Here is a 16284-nt window from a genome sequence, read left to right as displayed (position 1 = left end):
CCCCACGGACACGCCCGGGCCCACGGTGGCCCCCGCGTCCACGACGGCCCCCGTGCCCACATACGCGGGCCCGCGCACCGTCCCCGCGACGCGGGCCTCCGGATGCACCCACGCCCCGGCGGCATCCGCCTTCAGCCCCGCGAGCGGAGAGTCCGTCCCCAGCGCCTCCAGCGGCACACGCCCCTCCAGCACATCCCGCACGGTGGCCAGGTAGCGCGACGGCATGCCCAGGTCGGACCAGTACGCATCCACCGCGTGCCCGCGCACCTTGAGCCCCGCCTGCATCACCCGCACGTAGACCTCGCGGTTGATGTCCTCGGGGCCTTCGGCCGTCATGAAGTCGAACACGCTGGGGGACATCACGTGCACGCCCGTGAAGTGCCAGGGCTTGAGCCCGTCACCGCCCGGCCCGTACCCCGCGATGCGCTTCACCTGCATGCCCGCGTCCGCCTCCACCGCGGCGTACGTCTCCCCTTCCGGCATGGGCAGGAGCACCATCGTCGCCACCGCGCCGGACTCCCGGTGCGCCGCGACCACGGGCCTCAAGTCCACCGGGAAGAGGATGTCCCCGTTGAACACGACGAAGTCGTCTCCGGCCAGGAAGTCGCGCAGGCCGCGGATGCCTCCACCGGTGCCCTGGATGACGGGCTCGTGCACGACGTGCAGGGACAGCCCCGCGCGTTCGCACTCCGCGCGGGCCACCTTCGCCATCGTGTCCGGCAGGTGGTGCGTGTTGATGCCCACCGCCGTCACGCCCGCGGCCTTCAGCACCGCCAGGTGGTAGCGGAACAGCGGCTGGCCGAGGAATGGCATGGCCGGCTTGGGCCACCGCTCGGTGAGCGGGCGCAGGCGCGTGCCCAGGCCCGCGCAGAGGACCATGGCCTTCATGGGCTCAGGCCGCCAGCTCGGGCACGTACTTCGCGATCAGCGTCTGGAGCTTCGACAGCTCCGGCCGGAGCGCGAAGGCGTCCTTCACGTAGCGCAGCGACGCGGGGATGGACACCAGGAAGCCCGGGTTGCCCTTCACGCGGTGGATGAACTCGAAGCGGCCCGCGTCCTTCAGCTTGCGCTGGATGGTGAGCAGGTCGAAGAAGGCCTTGAAGGCCTTCGCGTCGATCTTCTCCCCGCTCTCCTGCTCGAACGTGGCGATGTAGACATCCAACATCGTGTCCACGAACGCGCGGTCCAGCTCCACGTAGCTGTCGCGCAGCAGCGCCACCAGGTCGTACTGACGGGGGCCCTGGAGCGCGTCCTGGAAGTCGATGACGATGAGCTCGCCCTCCTTCACCATGATGTTGCGGCTCTGGTAGTCGCGGTGCGTGAAGCCCTTCGGCGCGGCCGCCAGTTGCTTCGCGATGTCCTTGAACGTGGCGTCCAGTTCGGCGCGCTCCGCGTCCGTGGGCTTCTGGCCGCTCCAGGCCTCCAGGCCCCACTCGCGGAAGTGGTGCAGCTCCCAGTCGTACAGGTCTTCATCGAAGGCGCGCGTGAAGGCCAGGCACTCCGGATCCTGCTTCTTCTCCGCCTGCACGCGCAGGCGCGCCAGCAACTCCACCGCGCGCGTGTAGAGCGCCTGATTGTGACGGCCCCCCTCCAGCGCGGACTCGAAGGTGATGTCGCTCAGGTCCTCCAGGATCATGATGCCGGCGGGCTCGTCGTAGCGGTGGATGCGCGGCACGCGCACGCCCAGCCCGGTGAGGTAGCGGTGGACGTTGACGAAGGGCAGCTCCTTCGGGGGCTCGCCCTTGGTGGCCTCGTCGCTCTTCTTCGTCGCGTCCGGCGGCATCACCATGGCCACCCAGCTCTCCGGGGGCGCGCCGACGCGGTAGTAGGAGCGACTGCTCGCCTCGCCCTTGAGCTTCGTGATGGGTGCGTCGGGAACGGGACGGCCAATGGCCTGTCCCACCTGGTCGCGAAGGGCGGCCTCAAGTTCCATGGCGGACGGGTGCTCCAGAGGGGGAAGGAAAATCGCCCGCGAGTATCGGAGGCACGGCGCGGCGGGTCAAAGCCCGCGTGGGCCGCTGGCCCGGCGACCGTCCGGCCTGTCGCCTAAGCGACGAGGGGACTCCTGCCCCGGGGGGCCCTGCCTGGGCCGGGCCGGGAGAGCGCAACGCTTTCCGTCCTCCCGCGTCAGGAAGCCTGGGGCCTCCGGGCATGTTCCCCCTGACGGGGCGGAGCACGTATAAGGCCCCGATACCCCCCTTTTCGGGAAGCCACGCACGATGGACATCCAAGAGAACATCCTCACCGCCATTGGCCACACGCCGCTGGTGAAGCTCAACAAGCTGGTCGGTCCGAACGACGCCACCGTGCTCGTGAAGTGCGAGTTCATGAACCCCGGCGCGTCCATCAAGGACCGCATGGCGCTCTACATCATCGAAAAGGCCGAACGGGACGGCACGCTCAAGCCCGGCGGCACCATCGTGGAGAACACGTCCGGCAACACCGGCATGGGCGTGGCGCTGGCGGCGGCGGTGAAGGGCTACAAGTGCATCTTCACCATGCCGGACAAGATGTCCCTGGAGAAGATCAACCGCCTGAAGGCCATGGGCGCCCAGGTCGTCGTCACGCCGACGAACGTGCCCGCGGAGGACCCTCGCAGCTACTACGAGACGTCCAAGCGGCTGGCCAAGGAGACCCCCGGCGCGTTCATGCTGAACCAGTACCACAACCCGGACAACATCGCGGCGCACTACGCCACCACGGGTCCGGAGATCTTCGAGCAGACCGAGGGCAAGTTCGACTACTTCGTGTCGGGCCTGGGCACCGGCGGCACGATGAGCGGCGCCGGCAAGTTCCTGAAGGAGAAGATCCCCGGCCTGAAGAACGTGGGCGTGGATCCGGAGGGCTCCGTCTACGAGGGCTACTTCAAGACGGGCAAGCTCACCGAGCCGCACGTCTACAAGGTGGAAGGCATCGGCGAGGACATGCTCTGCGGCGCGATGGACTTCTCCGTCGTGGACGACGTGCGCCAGGTGGATGACCGCCAGTGCTTCAACGCGGCCCGCCGGCTCGCGCGCGAGGAGGGCATCTTCGCGGGTGGCTCCTCCGGCGCCGCGGTGCACGTGGCGGTGGAGCTGGCGAAGGAGATTGGCAAGGGCAAGACCATCGTGGTCGTCCTGCCCGACTCCGGCAGCAGCTACATCTCCAAGTTCCACTCCGACGAGTGGATGCGCGACAACGGCTTCATGCAGGAGAAGGGCGCCGGCACCGTGCGCGACATCATCGGCGCGAAGCCGCGCGAGCTGAAGACGGCCAAGCGCGGGGACCGCGTGGACCGCGTGGTGGAGACGATGCGCAGCCACGGCATCAGCCAGATGCCGGTGGTGTCCGACGACGGGCGCGCCGTGGGCATGGTGCACGAGTACGACCTGCTCAACGCCCTGGTCGCCAACAAGGTGAAGTTCCAGGACGCCATCGACCCCATCATCGCCCCGCTCCAGGGCGCGGTGGCCGCCGAGGCCAGCATCGACCGGCTGCGTGAAATCTTCGCGCGCGACAACGTGGCCGTGGTGAAGGACGGCGAGAAGGTCATCGCCATCGTCACGAAGATCGACCTCATCGACCACCTGCACCGTACCGCCGCCTAAGCGGCACGCAGGCGCTGGAAACACCGAGGGCCCGGAAGGAGGAGAAACCTCCCTTCGGGCCCTTCGTGCATCCAGCGCTTCAGCGGCGTTTCAGGGATCCGGCTTCGTCAGGTCCAGGGCCACCATGTGGAAGCCCGGGCCCACGTGGATGAAGCCGAAGCGCTTGGCGCGCTCCATGATGGCGTCCAACTGCGAGTAGCCCAGCAGCAACTTGAAGCCCAGCCGCCGGGCCTCGTCGCGAATCGCGGCGACGATGGCGTTGACGGCCTCGTTGCGAACTTCCTTGCTCAGCCCGGGGGCGGCGATGATCCCTTCGATCAGCGCCACCGAGCTGTCCGTCCGGTACAGGAAGCCCGCGGCCTTGTCCGGGACCACGAAGCCCGTCTGAGGAAGGGCGTCCGGGGTCATGGTCTCGTCCCATGGCTTGCGCCACAGTTCGAGCAACCCATGGTGCAGCTTGGGGTCGAAGGGGACGGGCTTCATGGACTAGGCGAGGAACGTGGACATGCGCTGCGCGGCGAGCTCCGCCGTGTTGCTCATGCCGATGTCCGTGAGCGGGTTCTTCTTGTTCGACTTGAACAGGTCGCCGATGACGTCCGTGACCTTGCTCTTGCCGGACGCCAGGTTCAGCGCGCCGGACAGCAGGCTGTTGCCACCCGCGCCATCCATGATGCCGGAGTTGGCTACGGATGTGAGTACGTTCTTGAACACGCCTCCGCCCGGGATGAGGTCGGTGGCCGCACCCAGCAGCGCCTGGATGGGGTTCTTGCCCTGCATCAGGCCGCTGGCGAAGCCCATCGCCGCGCCGAGCAGCGGGTTCACCATCGTCACGAACGGCTTGACGATGTCCATCACCTTGCCGAGTGCCTTGCCGATGCCGCCCATGGTCGTGATCCTTTTCGGGGAGGACCGTCAGGCGGCCCTCGAAGTGAAACGTTGAAGGATTGTCGGCCCGAGGGGCGATTAGTTTCCGGTCCTGGAATAATCAGGATTCTTCCGGGAAAAGCCCAGCAGTTCCGCGAGGTTGCGGCCCTCAGCCCCGGATGGGGCCCTTCTTGGTGACGGCCGGATCCGCAGGGGTGCCGGGCTTGGGGGCCACGGGCTCGCCGGGCTTGGGCGCCGTGCCGAGCGCGGCGCTGTAGCGCTGATCATGGCTCTTGTCGCTGCTGAAGCCGTCGCGCTGCTGGGCGGGGCTGATGACGATCTCCCCGTCGATGATCTTCTGCAGGTGGGTTTCGATCTCCGCCACCGTGGCGATCTTCGGGTCGCGCGCCTTGAGCTCCTCGTCGGGGACGATCTGGAGCTGGGGCGGCTTGTCCGGGTGGATGGCGTAGTCGAGGATCTTCTCCACGTACGCCTCCACGGGGAGCTTGAGCATCTCCGCCTGCTGCTTCACGTCCGCGTCGGCCAGCAGCTCCGCGCGCACCACCTCCACCGGACGCTTCAGCCGGCTCGGCGCCGGAGGGGGAACCACTTCGTTCTTGTCGGACATGGGCATCTCCTTGAGGGCCATTGCTAGCCCAGGTTGCCCCTGGAACTCAAAGTGTCCCGGTTTTCGTCAGGGGGCCGCGGGCTTGCGCGCGAACAGGGCGTTGGCGATCTCCGTCATCACCACGTCGCCCTGCTGGTTGACGACCTCGAAGCGGAACTTGATGGCGCCCCGGTCCGGCTTGCTCGCGGAGGGACGGGCCTCCAGCGTCTCCACGCGCACCTTGAGCGAGTCGCCCGGGCGCACCGGCTTCTTCCAGCGCAGCTCATCCAGGCCCGGGGAGCCCATGCTGGCGGACGTGCTCAGCAGATCCCTCACGAGCAGCTTGTGGCAGATGGAGGCGGTGTGCCAGCCGCTGGCGATGATGCCGCCGAAGATGCTCTGGCGCGCGGCGTCCTCGTCGACGTGGAAGGGCTGGGGGTCGAACTGGTGCGCGAACGCGAGGATCTCCTCGCGCGTCACCACATACGGCCCCAGCTCCACGATCTCACCGATGGGGAAGTCGTCGAAGTAGCGCATGGTGTCCCTCGGAAGGTGCCGGCCCGCCGGCGGTGGAAGGGGTGGAACGGTGTCCGCCCTTCCCTACCTTCCGGCGGGCCCCTTCGGCTACTGCGGAAGCGGCTCTTCGGGATCCGCCACGGACTCCAGGGTGTCCGCGGGCTGCACTGGCCGGAGGACGCGAGGTTCCGCGCGGTCATCCGTCGGTCCCGGAGGCGTGTCGTGGGCCTCCTCCGCCGCGGCCTCGTCCGCGCTGCTCGCCACCCGGGCCGCGCTCTTCGCCAGGGTCTTCTTCAGGGTGAGCGTGTCGCGCACGGTGTTGCTGGAGGTGATGAGCCGCGCCGTCAGCGTGCCGCCATCCACCGTCACGTCCAGGAAGCCATAGGCCTGGTTGTCGCGCAGCGCCGTCCACGCGGGCTGGCTGGTGGCGAAGGGACGCAGCGTCGCGCCGCCACTGCCCACCACGAGGTACGGGATGCCGCGCTGGCTTCCCGACGCCACGTTGTCGCCGTACATCGGCTTGCTGCGCTCGTAGTCGTGGTCGTGCCCGGTGAGCACCAAGTCCACGCCGTACTTCTCGAACAGGGGGCCGAACTGGCGGCGCATGGTGAGCTGCGAGCCGTGCTCACCGCTGGACCAGGACGGGTGGTGGAAGAAGGCCACCGTCCACGGGCGCGTGTTCGCGGCCAGGTCGCTCTCCGCCCACGCCTTCTGCGCCGCGAGCGTGCACCGGTCCGCGGACGCGAGCCCCACCGCGCAGTTGGAGTCCAGCGAGATGAAGTGCACCGGGCCCCAGTCGAAGGAGTAGTAGCGCTCCGTGCCCGCCGGGTTGTTGGCCGGCAGGTAGAGGTTGTCCAGGTAGGGCTGCGCCTGGTTCGTCACGTACTCGTGGTTGCCGGGCGTGGCGAACATGGGCACCTCGCGCAAGAGCGAGGCCATGGGCGTGAAGAGGTGCGCCTGGAACTCCGCGTCGGTGCCGTCCGGATACGCGTTGTCGCCCAGCGCCAGCAGCAACTCCGAACGCCACGCGGGCGTGGACATCACCGCCATCACCTTCTTCTGGAAGCTGCCGCCCGTGCCGAAGTCACCCATCGCGGTGAAGTGGACCTTCGTGGCGCTGGAGGGGGTGGACGTCTGGAACCCGCGCAGGCCCGTGGTGCTGCCACACGCGGACACGACGTAGCCGTAGGTGCGGCCCGCGGTCAGGTCCGACAGCTTCACCGCGTGGCGCGTGCCAGCCACGCCCGCGCTGACCGTGTTCGTCAGGCTGGTGCCTTCGCCGTAGCGCACCGTGGGCGTGCAACTGCTCGCCGTGCGGAAGGCCACGATGGCGGAGGTCTGCTTCACGCTCTGGAGATAGGGCAGCCGGGGCAGCACGGGGCCGGAGTCGGACGAGGACGGAGGCGCGGGAGGCGCGGCCGCCGCGCACGCCCGGGTCTCCGCGATGGAGTTCCAGTCGTTCACCGTGTTGCCGTTGACGGTGATGCGCACGTAGCGCGCGTTGCGAGCGGAGAAGGACGTCGTCTGCGCGGAGGCGTTGAGGGCGCTGTCGCCCGCGTACGCCTGCGTGAAGGTGGCGCCGTCCGTGGAGGTGGCGAGGACGAAGTGGTTCTGGCGCTCGTTGCCCCGGTGCCACGCGATGGTGGTGCCGGTGAGGGACTGCACGGAGCCCAGGTCCATCTGGAGCCAGACGCCCTGCCCCTGCGCGCTCCAGCGCGTGCCCAGGTTGTCGTCCTGCGTGTTCGCGGCGACGTTGCCGTCATCCCCACTGGCCGTCACGGCCTTCGGGGTGAGCTGGTTGCAGTTGGACGCGGAGAGGGACGCTTCTTCGTCGTCTTGGGCCGCCGGCGCGGGGAGCGCGGCGGGAGGTTCATCGGAGTCAGTGGGAACAGGCGGGGACTCGCAGCCAGTCGCGAGCCACGCGCCCAGGAGGCCGGTGGAGACAAGCAGTCGTTTGCGCATCGCGGCGAAAACGTTGTGCTCCAACCGACATTCCTCCTGCCCTGGAGGGCATCCGGGCAAGCCTGGAGAGGAGGCAGGCGTAGGCCGCGCTCCGGGTCCGGAAACGACGAAGGGCCTCCACGCGCCCGGTGTGGGGGAGCGTGAAGGCCCTGCGTTCAGGAGGCCTTGGAGTGCGGGACTACTTCACCCGGTCGAGCGCCTGCGCGAGGTCGTCGATGAGGTCCTGCGAGTCCTCGATGCCCACGGACAGGCGGATGAAGCCGTCGGTGATGCCCAGCTTCTCGCGCGTCTCCTGGGGGACGGAGGCGTGGGTCATGATGGCGGGGTGCTCGATGAGGGACTCGACGCCGCCCAGGGACTCGGCGCAGGCGAAGACCTTCACCGTCTTGAGGAAGGTGCGCGCCGCCTCCAGGCCGCCGTGGATGTCGAACGTCAGCATGCCGCCGAAGCCGGTCATCTGCTGGCGCGCCAGGGCGTGCTGCGGGTGCGTCTCCAGGCCCGGGTAGGTGACCTTCTTCACCTGCTTGTGCGTGGCCAGGTACTGGGCGACCTTCATCGCGTTGTGCGCGTGGCGGTCCATGCGCACGTGCAGCGTCTTCACGCCGCGCAGCACGAGGAAGCTGTCGAAGGCGCCGGACACGCCGCCCACCGCGTTCTGCAGGAAGTACATCCGCTCCGCGACGTCATCGCGGCTGGTGCAGACGAAGCCGCCCACCACGTCGCTGTGGCCGTTGAGGTACTTCGTCGTGGAGTGCGCGACGACGTCGAAGCCCAGCGCCAGCGGCTTCTGGAAGTACGGCGTCATGAACGTGTTGTCCGCGACGGACAGGATGCCGCGCTTCTTGGCGATCTCCGCGATGCGGCCCAGGTCGATGAGCTTGAGCATCGGGTTGGTCGGCGTCTCCACCCAGACCATCTTCGTCTTGGGGGTGATGGCCGCTTCGAAGTTCTCCGGCTTGGAGAGGTCCACGAAGGAGTACGTGATGCCCGCGCGCTTCCACACCTTGTCGAAGAGCCGGAAGGTGCCGCCGTACACGTCGTCGGAGACGATGACGTGGTCACCGACCTCCAGCATGTGCATCAGCATGTCGGTGCCAGCGAGGCCGGACGCGAACGCGGCGCCGTACTTCGCGCCTTCCAGCGCGGCCAGGCAGTCCTGCAGGGCCTTGCGCGTGGGGTTCTGCGTGCGGCTGTACTCGTAGCCCTTGTGCTCTCCCGGCCCGTCCTGGACGTAGGTGGAGGTCAGGTAGACGGGCGTCATGATGGCGCCCGTGGTGGGGTCCGGCTCCTGGCCGGCATGGATGGCGAGCGTGTCGAAGCGCATGGCCCGCGAACTAACACAGTCCCACGTGCCGCGCAGCGCCCCCGGGGTGCCTTCCGGTGCCTACTCGAACCGGCCGTGCCGGCCCGCTCCCCCGGCGAAGCGCGTGGCCCCGGCGATGGACTCCGATTGGAGCACCTTCACCCCCTCCTGGAACTCCTGGCGCAATGCGTCTTCCAGGCCCAGCCCGGCCTGCGTGTAGGCGGAAAGGCGGTCCGCCTTCATGCACGCCTGGGGGAACGCGGCCACCTGGTGCGCCAGGGCCTCCGCCGCCGTCCGGGCCTCACCCTTCGACACCACGCGGTTGACGAGCCCCATGCCCAGCGCTTCGGCGGCGGGCACGGGGCGGCCGGTGAGGATGAGGTCCAGGGCTCGCGACAGGCCAATCAGCCGGGGCAGGCGCACGGTGCCTCCATCGATGAGCGGCACGCCCCAGCGGCGGCAGAAGACGCCCAGCACCGCGTCCTCCTCCGCCACGCGCAGGTCGCACCACAGGGCCAGTTCCAGGCCCCCCGCCACCGCGTGCCCGGCGATGGCCGCCACCACGGGCTTGGACAGCAGCATGCGCGACGGGCCCATGGGCCCATCCCCTTCCGGCTCCAGGCGTGACAGGCGCCCTTCGGCCACGGCCTTCAGGTCCGCGCCCGAGCAGAACGTGCCCTCGTCGCCGAAGAGCACGCCCACGCGCGAATCGGGATCCGCGTCGAAGGCCCGGAAGGCGTCCGCCAGTTCGGCCGCCGTGTCGCGGTCCACCGCGTTGCGCACCTCCGGGCGGTGGAGGATGACGGTGGTGACGGGGCCGTTCTTCTCGACGCGCACGCTCATGGCCCCGGGTTTTCCCCCGCCCCGCGTCCGGCCTGCAATATGAGGGGCGGCGCGCGGGTGCGAAACAGGAAGGACCGACGGGGCATGGCGGACGAAGGCAAGCAGGACACAGAGGGCGCGGCGGCGGGCACCAGCATGTTCGAGAACCGCCTGCGCAAGAACGCGAAGCGCCTGCGCAAGTGGGCCCGCGCGCAGGGGCTCACCGCCTTCCGCGTCTATGACCGGGACATCCCGGAGTACTCCTACGCGGTGGACCTCTACGGCGACCACGCGCACGTCGTGGAGTACCCGCGCCGCAAGGCCCACGCGAAGGGCGCCAGCACGGACTCCGAACGCGCGGAGGTGCTCGCCGCCGTCACCGCCGTGCTGGGCGTGCCCGTGGAGAAAACGTCCGTGAAGACGCACACGCCCCAGCCCTGGGGCCGCTCGCAGTACGGCCGCGTGGGCCAGGGCAGCGAGCGGTTGGTGGTGGAGGAGCAGGGCCTGAAGTTCTGGGTGAACCTGGGCGACTACCTGGACACCGGCCTGTTCATGGACCACCGCAACACCCGCGCGCGCGTGCGCACGGAGGCCAAGGGCAAGCAGTTCCTCAACCTCTTCGCGTACACGGGCGCGTTCACGGTGTACGCGGCGGCGGGCGGCGCGGCGGGCAGCGTGAGCGTGGATTTGTCCAACACGTACCTGGACTGGGCGGAGGACAACCTGGTCCTCAACACGCTGGCGGATCCGCGCCACGTGCTCATCCGCGCGGACGCGAAGGCGTGGCTGGAGGACCAGGCCCGGCACGGTGAGGACCGGTACGACCTCATCGTCTGCGACCCGCCGTCGTTCTCCACGTCGAAGAAGATGTCGGGGAACTTCGACGTGCAGCGCGACCACGTGCGGATGCTCGAACACCTCCAGGCGCTCTTGTCGCCCGGAGGTGTCCTGTACTTCTCCACCAACTACCTGGGCTTCGAACTGAAGGACTCCGCGACCCGGGGCCTGGAGCAGGTGGAGGAACTCACCCCCCGCTCCATCCCCGAGGACTTCCACCGCAAGGAGATCCACCGCTGCTGGCGCATGGTGGCCCCCTCGCGCTGAAAGCCGTCACCCGCTGGCGACTACAGCCAGCAGACGTTGTCCTGGCAGCGCTCGCCGGACGGGCACTCGCAGTTGGCCTGGCAGGCATTGCCGGAGCCGTTGTTCACGGGCTTGCACTGACCGCTGGTGCAGGCCTGGCCCGCGGGGCACTCGCAGTTGGCCCGGCACACGGAGCCGGACGTGCCGGCGTCCTGCGACGGCTGCGTCGGGGGCAGCTTGCACTTGCCGCTGGTGCAGACCTCACCGGACGGGCACTCGCAGTTCACCGTGCAGGACATGCCGCTGCCCGTGCCGGGGTCCGGCGTGGGCGCCTTGCACTTGCCGCTGGTGCACACCTGGCCCGAGGGGCAGTCGCAGTTGGCCTGGCACGACTGGCCCGGGTCCGGCTGCGGCGACTTGCACTGGCCGCTGGTGCAGACCTGGCCGGCGGGGCACTCGCAGTTGGCCTTGCACGCGCCACCGGAGGGGATGGGCAGGCAGTAGCCAATCTCGCACTTCGTGTCCGCCGAGCACTCCGTGGTGGAGGTGCAGGGCGAGCGGCACTGGCCGTTCACGCAGTCGTTGTTGGCCGGGCACTGGGCCTGCGTGGTGCAGGCGTTCGGGTCCTGCTGGCGGGGCTCGCACAGGCCCTGGATGCACACGCCGTTGGGGCCGCACTTGGCATCCGTGTCACACCCGGCCTTGCAGACGCTGTTGATGCAGTAGCGGTCCGCGCCGCAGTCCGTATTGACCCGGCAGGCCGGGCCGGAGCCGCCGTCCGTGGTGCCCGCGTCCGGCTTGGTGCCGCCGTCCGGCTTGGTGCCCGCGTCCGACGCGCCACCGTCCGGCTTGGTGCCCGCGTCCGGCTTCGTGCCGCCATCCGGCTTGGTGCCCGCGTCCGACGAGCCGCCGCCGGGCTTGGGGGTGCAGAAGTTGTCCTGGCAGCGGCCGGAGGAGCCGCAGTCCGAGTCGCGGTAGCACGACTGGGCGCACCAGCCGTTGATGCACATCTGCGTGCCGGGACACTCGCTGGAGTACACACAGGTGTTGGCGTCCGAGGAGAGGTCCCAGCAACTGCCGGCCCGACAGTACTGGTCGGAGCCACAGTCGGACGCGCTCACGCAACTGGTGTCGTAGTCGTAGTCGTCGTCGGGCCAGTTGTCGCCACGCGTATCGAGGATGCAACCCGACAACAGGCCTAACAGCGCAAGGAACGGCACGAACATCGTGCCGCGAAGCGAGGTGTTCCTCATGAGTGGGGGCTCCAAAGGAATAGGATGGGTCCGGACCGGCCGCCGGGGGGGTCATCCGATTTCGTGAGGCTTCGACGCAAGAGGGGGCCGAATCGATCAAATTATTTTGATCTTTTTTCGTCTCTCCGGAGACCCAGGGGCACGGAGGCAGTGTGCTCGTCTGGACCACCGACACAGACTGGAGGGCGTTCCTCGATGGGGGGCGCGTCCTGCGTCACCTTGAAGGAGAAGCGGCGGTGTTCATCCGTGGAGCGCGCTCATGGGCGGCCGCGAACCCACCCGAAGCCGGGTCGGGCGAGGCAGCCGCGCGCGCGCAGCAGTCCGCGGACGAAGCCCACCTGCTCCTCCTGGTGCGCCGCGTCCAGGCCGGGGAGCTCTCCGCCTTCGAACAGCTCTATGAGGCCACGCGCGAGGACGCGGCGCGCACGCTGCGCCACCTGGTGGGCAACCGCGTGGAGGTGGAGGACCTGCTTCAAGAGACGTACCTGCGGCTGCTCACGGCGGTGAAGGGCTTCCGGGGCGAGTCGCGCTTCCGCACGTTCCTCTACCGGGTGTGCTCCAACGTGGCGCTGAGCCACCTGCGCTGGAAACGGAGGCGGCCGGAGGATTCGTTCGCGGAGCCGCCGGAGGTGGTGGCCCCGGGGGAGGACCCGGAGCGCGCCGCGGAGCGCCGTCAGGCGGCCCGGCTGGTGGAGGCGGCGCTGGAGAAGCTCAAGCCCAAGAAGCGGATCGTCTTCGTCTACCACGAGCTGTGCGGCATGAGTCCGGACGAGATCGCCCTGGCCGTGGGAAGCTCCGTCAACACCGTGCGCAGCCGCCTGCACCACGCCAGAGTGGAGTTCACCGAAGCCATGCAGCGTCTGGTCGTCGCCCGTCCGATGGGAGGCCCCCATGGCCGGCCATGAGACCCAGGCCCTGTGGGCGCTGGCCGCGGACGAACTGGAGGCCGGAGCGAAGGCCCGCGTGGAGGCACACGTGGCGGCCTGCGAGGCCTGCGCGGCGGAATTGAAGCGGGTGGTGGAGGCCCGGGCGCTCTTGCACACCGCTCGCGAGGTGGCACCCGCCGTGCGGTGGGAGGAGACGGGGGCCAGGCTGAAGGCCGCGGCGGCGAAGCGGATGGCCGTGCCCGAGCGCCGGTTCCTGTCGCCCTGGGCGCTGACGCTCGCGGGGGCCTGCGCCGTCGTTCTCGTGCTGTGGCTGGGCGGTGCGCTGTTCGCTCGGAGGAACGCGGACGTGGGGACGCCCACCCTCGCGGTGACGGCTCCGCGCGATGGGGAGTCTCCGACGGTGGGCTCGCCCGGACCTGCTCCCGCGCATCCGTCTGGGGATGCACGGGAGGCTCCGTCGGTCGTGGCGACCGGACCGGGGACCACACCTTCGACGGGAGAGCCCCAGAAGACTCCTGACGCCATCGCCGTACGCGCCAACGCGGCCTCCACCACCGAGGTGGAGCGGGTGACTGGCGCGCTCGTGCGTGAGGTCACCGGGTCGGAGCATGCGCTGGCCTCGGGCATGCGGTTGCGCTCGGGCATGGCGGTCCGCACGCCTCCGAAGGCCTCCGCCGTGCTGCGGCTTCCGGACGAGAGCCGCGTGCGGCTGTCGGCCGGTTCGGACGTGGTGTTCGCTCGCGCGGAGACGAACGCCGTGCACCTCACCGTCCAGCAGGGGCGGCTCTCCGTGACGGCCTCTCACGCCCAGCGGGAAGCCTTCCTCGTGGAGTCCGCGGGCCTGCGCGTCACCGTCGTCGGAACGGTCTTCTCCGTGGAGCGCACCCCGGGTGGCGCCGCGGTCGCGGTGCTCGAAGGCCGCGTGCGCGTGGATGCGGAGGGACAACCTCCGCGCTTCGTGGACGCGGGTGAACGCGTGGAGCTTGCCCAGACAGGAGGCGTGCTGAAGCCTCGCGCTCTCTCCGCTGGGGACCGGCAGGCCTTCCGGGACCTGCGGGCCGCCGAGCCGCGACCGACCGTCGCGAGTGTCACTGCGTCGAACAGGGAACCCATGCGGACCGGCGTGGCCTCGCCGCCCTCCCCCGCGCCGGAGGTGAAGCCAGACACAGCGGTCGCCGCCACGGACTCCACGCCGCGCCAGTCCATTGCCACCGCCGCCAATCCCTTGGAGACGCCTGGCTCCAATCCCGACCCGGACTCCGAAGTTCCCGCGCTGGTGGACGACCCCGCGTCACGCCAGTCCGTTGCCACCGCCGCCAATCCCTTGGAGCCCCCGGCGGCCGGATCCGAAACCCCGCCTCCAGGCGTGGCCACGGCGCCCGCCGCCTCTGACGACGGCTTCGTGCCCTACCCCGGTTCCACGGGTGACTCGCTCGCGTCCGCCGCGCCCCTGCTGACGCCGGGGTCGGTGCAGGCGCCCTCCATCGCCCCGGTGCCTCCAACGCCACCGCGTCGGCGCAAGACGCTGGGCATGCTCATCCCGGGCGGTCTGCTGTCGGATGACTCCGACGAGCGCTTCCTAGGGTACGCCCGGGTGCAGTCCCATCGTTCGACGTGCGGACGCTTCCTCGTGGGCCTGGGAGAAATCGCCGAAGCCAGCCCCCGCTCGAACCACCGCGAGGAGGCCCGCGCCCTCCGGGGTCGCTGCTTCACGAAGCAGCGTCAGTCCGTGGCCGCCGAGGACGAATACCGTCAGTACCTGCGCGAGTTCCCCACCGGCCGCTACGCCCCCGAGTCCCGCGCGGCCCTGGGCCTGCCCATCAAGCCCGTGCCTGGGACTCCTGAAAGCGCCCCCGTGCCGAAACCCATGCCCACCACGCCCCGGTGGAATGCACCGGGAGACACGGGCTCGCCCCCGCGGACGCCCATCAGCCCCGGGGTTCCTCGTCGCTGGTGAAGTCCGCGTCCACCTCGCCGCCCTCGCTCCGGGGGCGGCGGAAGGTGGCGGGCCCCTCCGAGGGCTCGACGGAAGCGGGCACCTCCGAGGTGTCGAAGCGCCGGGCATCCTGGAAGGGCCCCGCCGGCCGGTTCGGGTCGAGCGGCACCCCATCCGGAACCGGCCCGATGCCCCCGAAGTGCGCCACCCGCACGGCGCCCGAGCGCAGGGTCTGCTCCAACGAGCGCCGGACGCGCGCCGTCATGAAGCGACGCACCGGAGGCACCATCAGCGCCAACCCGATGATGTCCGACAGGAACCCCGGCGCGATGAGCAGCGCACCGCCCACCATCACCAGCACGCCGCTGAGCAGGCCCTCCTCGGGCACTCCGCCGCCGGCCATCGCCTCACGCCAGTTGCGGAACACCCGCTCGCCCTGCTTCCGGGCGATGAGGCTTCCCAGCACCGCGGAAGCAGCGAGCAACCCGAGCGTGGACCCCAGCCCGATGTGATGCCCGAGCGTGATCAGCAGGTACAGCTCCGCCAGGGGCAACAGGATGCAGACGATGACGAGGGCCTTGAGCACGTCGGCACGTTAACGCCAGAACCGCCTCCGCGCTCATCTCCAGCCAGACAGCCAGTGTTCCCGGTCCGCGAGCGCCCGCCAGGGGACCCGGTGCAGCCGCAGGGTAAGAAGCGCCTCCAGCTCCAGTTCCTGGGGCGGGTCATCCCCCTCCCCCACCCAGCGCAGGACGACGAAATGCTTCTCCCGCTCCCGGGGCTGGACCGCCGTCCACTTCGAGCCGACCAGCCGCTCCCGCTGGAGCCGCACCGGTGGGGCCACGGGCGGACTCATTCCCCGTTGAGCTGTCGGAGCAGGGACGTCATCACGAAGTAGAGGATGGCGAAGCCCCCCACGCCGAAGAGGATGAGCTTCGTGGGCAGCGACATCCCGGGCCCCTTCGGTTCGTAGCGGGCCGCCGCGTCCATCGCCTCCGCCAGGCCGGGGGTGATCTCCATGCGCGGCGCCGTGCGCGCGTATTGCTCCGTGCGCGTGTACTGCTCCACCACGCGCTCCGTGTCGGCGGCCGCCAGGGCCTGCCCGAGCTGCGGGTCGAACAGCCGGACCTTCGCCTTGCGGGCCAGGGCCGCGGCTTCCGCCAGCACCTCGCGGATGAGGTCCGGGTGGTCCAGCAGGGGCACGCGCAGCTCCAGGGCCACGACCTGGCCCTTGTCGTGGAGTGGCGCCACCTCCACGTCGCCCTGGGACAAGGCCCAGTCGCGCGCGCCGTCCGGGCGGACGGCCCCCGACTTCGCCGCCAGGAGGGCTTCCACCCGCGCCGCGTCGTACGGGACGCCCGGGGCCATCGGTTGAAGGACCAACTCGTATCTCACGCGGGTTACGAGTATACGCCGCGCGGGGCTGTACCCGCCCCCTTTCCCTCCGAGAACGCCCCCATGAAG

At 69.8% G+C, this 16284-nt stretch carries 17 protein-coding genes; 4 read left to right on the top strand and 13 right to left on the bottom strand.

Annotation, left to right across the window (positions count from 1 at the left end):
* Together D7V88_RS27715 and D7V88_RS27710 are read right to left on the bottom strand one after the other, a co-directional pair.
* The coding region (locus D7V88_RS27715) for a nucleotidyltransferase family protein (protein WP_120543636.1) at window positions 1-888 on the bottom strand (888 nt) is incomplete at its 3' end.
* A gap of 4 nt (window positions 889-892) precedes the next feature.
* On the bottom strand, window positions 893-1933 hold the full coding sequence (locus D7V88_RS27710) for an aminoglycoside phosphotransferase family protein (protein ID WP_120543635.1): 1041 nt from the start codon (window positions 1931-1933) through the stop codon (window positions 893-895).
* A gap of 286 nt (window positions 1934-2219) precedes the next feature.
* Here D7V88_RS27710 and D7V88_RS27705 point away from each other — a divergent pair, with 286 nt between their 5' ends.
* The gene (locus tag D7V88_RS27705) at window positions 2220-3587 is read left to right on the top strand and encodes a pyridoxal-phosphate dependent enzyme (protein WP_120543634.1); all 1368 of its coding nucleotides are present in this window, start codon (window positions 2220-2222) and stop codon (window positions 3585-3587) included.
* A gap of 90 nt (window positions 3588-3677) precedes the next feature.
* On the opposite strand, the gene D7V88_RS27700 is transcribed toward D7V88_RS27705, so the two are convergent.
* The 7 genes from D7V88_RS27700 to D7V88_RS27670 all read right to left on the bottom strand — a co-directional run bounded on the left by D7V88_RS27700 (window position 3678) and on the right by D7V88_RS27670 (window position 9682).
* Entirely contained in the window at window positions 3678-4070 is a 393-nt protein-coding gene (locus D7V88_RS27700) for a hypothetical protein (RefSeq protein WP_120543633.1), read from the bottom strand.
* A 3-nt stretch (window positions 4071-4073) separates the two neighbouring features.
* Window positions 4074-4472 (bottom strand): hypothetical protein, encoded by a 399-nt coding sequence (locus D7V88_RS27695; RefSeq protein ID WP_120543632.1) that lies wholly within the window; start codon window positions 4470-4472, stop codon window positions 4074-4076.
* 148 nt (window positions 4473-4620) lie between these two features.
* Window positions 4621-5079, bottom strand: a complete 459-nt coding sequence (locus tag D7V88_RS27690; RefSeq protein WP_120543637.1) for a hypothetical protein — start codon at window positions 5077-5079, stop codon at window positions 4621-4623.
* A 66-nt stretch (window positions 5080-5145) separates the two neighbouring features.
* Window positions 5146-5595 carry a MaoC family dehydratase gene (locus D7V88_RS27685; RefSeq protein ID WP_120543631.1) on the bottom strand — a complete coding sequence of 150 codons (450 nt, stop codon included), beginning with the start codon at window positions 5593-5595 and terminating at the stop codon, window positions 5146-5148.
* Window positions 5596-5682: 87 nt separating this feature from the next.
* Window positions 5683-7536, bottom strand: a complete 1854-nt coding sequence (locus D7V88_RS27680; protein ID WP_120543630.1) for a discoidin domain-containing protein — start codon at window positions 7534-7536, stop codon at window positions 5683-5685.
* Between the two features lie 178 nt (window positions 7537-7714).
* Window positions 7715-8860, bottom strand: a complete 1146-nt coding sequence (locus D7V88_RS27675; RefSeq protein ID WP_120543629.1) for a cystathionine gamma-synthase — start codon at window positions 8858-8860, stop codon at window positions 7715-7717.
* Window positions 8861-8920: 60 nt separating this feature from the next.
* Window positions 8921-9682: a crotonase/enoyl-CoA hydratase family protein gene (locus tag D7V88_RS27670; RefSeq protein ID WP_120543628.1), complete on the bottom strand. Its 762-nt coding sequence runs from the start codon at window positions 9680-9682 to the stop codon at window positions 8921-8923.
* A gap of 84 nt (window positions 9683-9766) precedes the next feature.
* Here D7V88_RS27670 and D7V88_RS27665 point away from each other — a divergent pair, with 84 nt between their 5' ends.
* Complete coding sequence (locus D7V88_RS27665) at window positions 9767-10765, top strand: class I SAM-dependent methyltransferase (RefSeq protein WP_208726506.1); 999 nt, start codon at window positions 9767-9769, stop codon at window positions 10763-10765.
* Window positions 10766-10785: 20 nt separating this feature from the next.
* On the opposite strand, the gene D7V88_RS27660 is transcribed toward D7V88_RS27665, so the two are convergent.
* The gene (locus D7V88_RS27660) at window positions 10786-11997 is read right to left on the bottom strand and encodes a hypothetical protein (RefSeq protein WP_120543626.1); all 1212 of its coding nucleotides are present in this window, start codon (window positions 11995-11997) and stop codon (window positions 10786-10788) included.
* 236 nt (window positions 11998-12233) lie between these two features.
* Between D7V88_RS27660 and D7V88_RS27655 the strand changes: the two genes are divergently transcribed.
* Together D7V88_RS27655 and D7V88_RS27650 are read left to right on the top strand one after the other, a co-directional pair.
* Window positions 12234-12902, top strand: coding sequence for an RNA polymerase sigma factor (locus D7V88_RS27655; protein WP_120543625.1), 669 nt, complete (start codon window positions 12234-12236; stop codon window positions 12900-12902).
* Window positions 12889-14841 carry a FecR domain-containing protein gene (locus D7V88_RS27650; RefSeq protein WP_120543624.1) on the top strand — a complete coding sequence of 651 codons (1953 nt, stop codon included), beginning with the start codon at window positions 12889-12891 and terminating at the stop codon, window positions 14839-14841. The genes D7V88_RS27655 and D7V88_RS27650 overlap by 14 nt, the downstream gene beginning before the upstream one ends.
* On the opposite strand, the gene D7V88_RS27645 is transcribed toward D7V88_RS27650, so the two are convergent.
* From D7V88_RS27645 to D7V88_RS27635, 3 genes are read right to left on the bottom strand one after another with little or no spacing between them, the layout of a single operon-like run.
* On the bottom strand, window positions 14813-15406 hold the full coding sequence (locus D7V88_RS27645) for an FxsA family protein (protein ID WP_120543623.1): 594 nt from the start codon (window positions 15404-15406) through the stop codon (window positions 14813-14815). The two genes, D7V88_RS27650 and D7V88_RS27645, sit on opposite strands and share 29 nt — an antisense overlap.
* 33 nt (window positions 15407-15439) lie before the next feature.
* Window positions 15440-15664, bottom strand: coding sequence for a TIGR02450 family Trp-rich protein (locus D7V88_RS27640; RefSeq protein ID WP_208726504.1), 225 nt, complete (start codon window positions 15662-15664; stop codon window positions 15440-15442).
* Window positions 15665-15672: 8 nt separating this feature from the next.
* Window positions 15673-16188 carry a hypothetical protein gene (locus D7V88_RS27635; RefSeq protein WP_244238430.1) on the bottom strand — a complete coding sequence of 172 codons (516 nt, stop codon included), beginning with the start codon at window positions 16186-16188 and terminating at the stop codon, window positions 15673-15675.
* Window positions 16189-16284: the final 96 nt, after the last annotated feature.

The sequence above is a fragment of the Corallococcus terminator genome (assembly GCF_003611635.1).
GTDB classification, from domain to species: domain Bacteria; phylum Myxococcota; class Myxococcia; order Myxococcales; family Myxococcaceae; genus Corallococcus; species Corallococcus terminator.
This window is presented reverse-complemented; position numbering and strand designations above follow the sequence as displayed.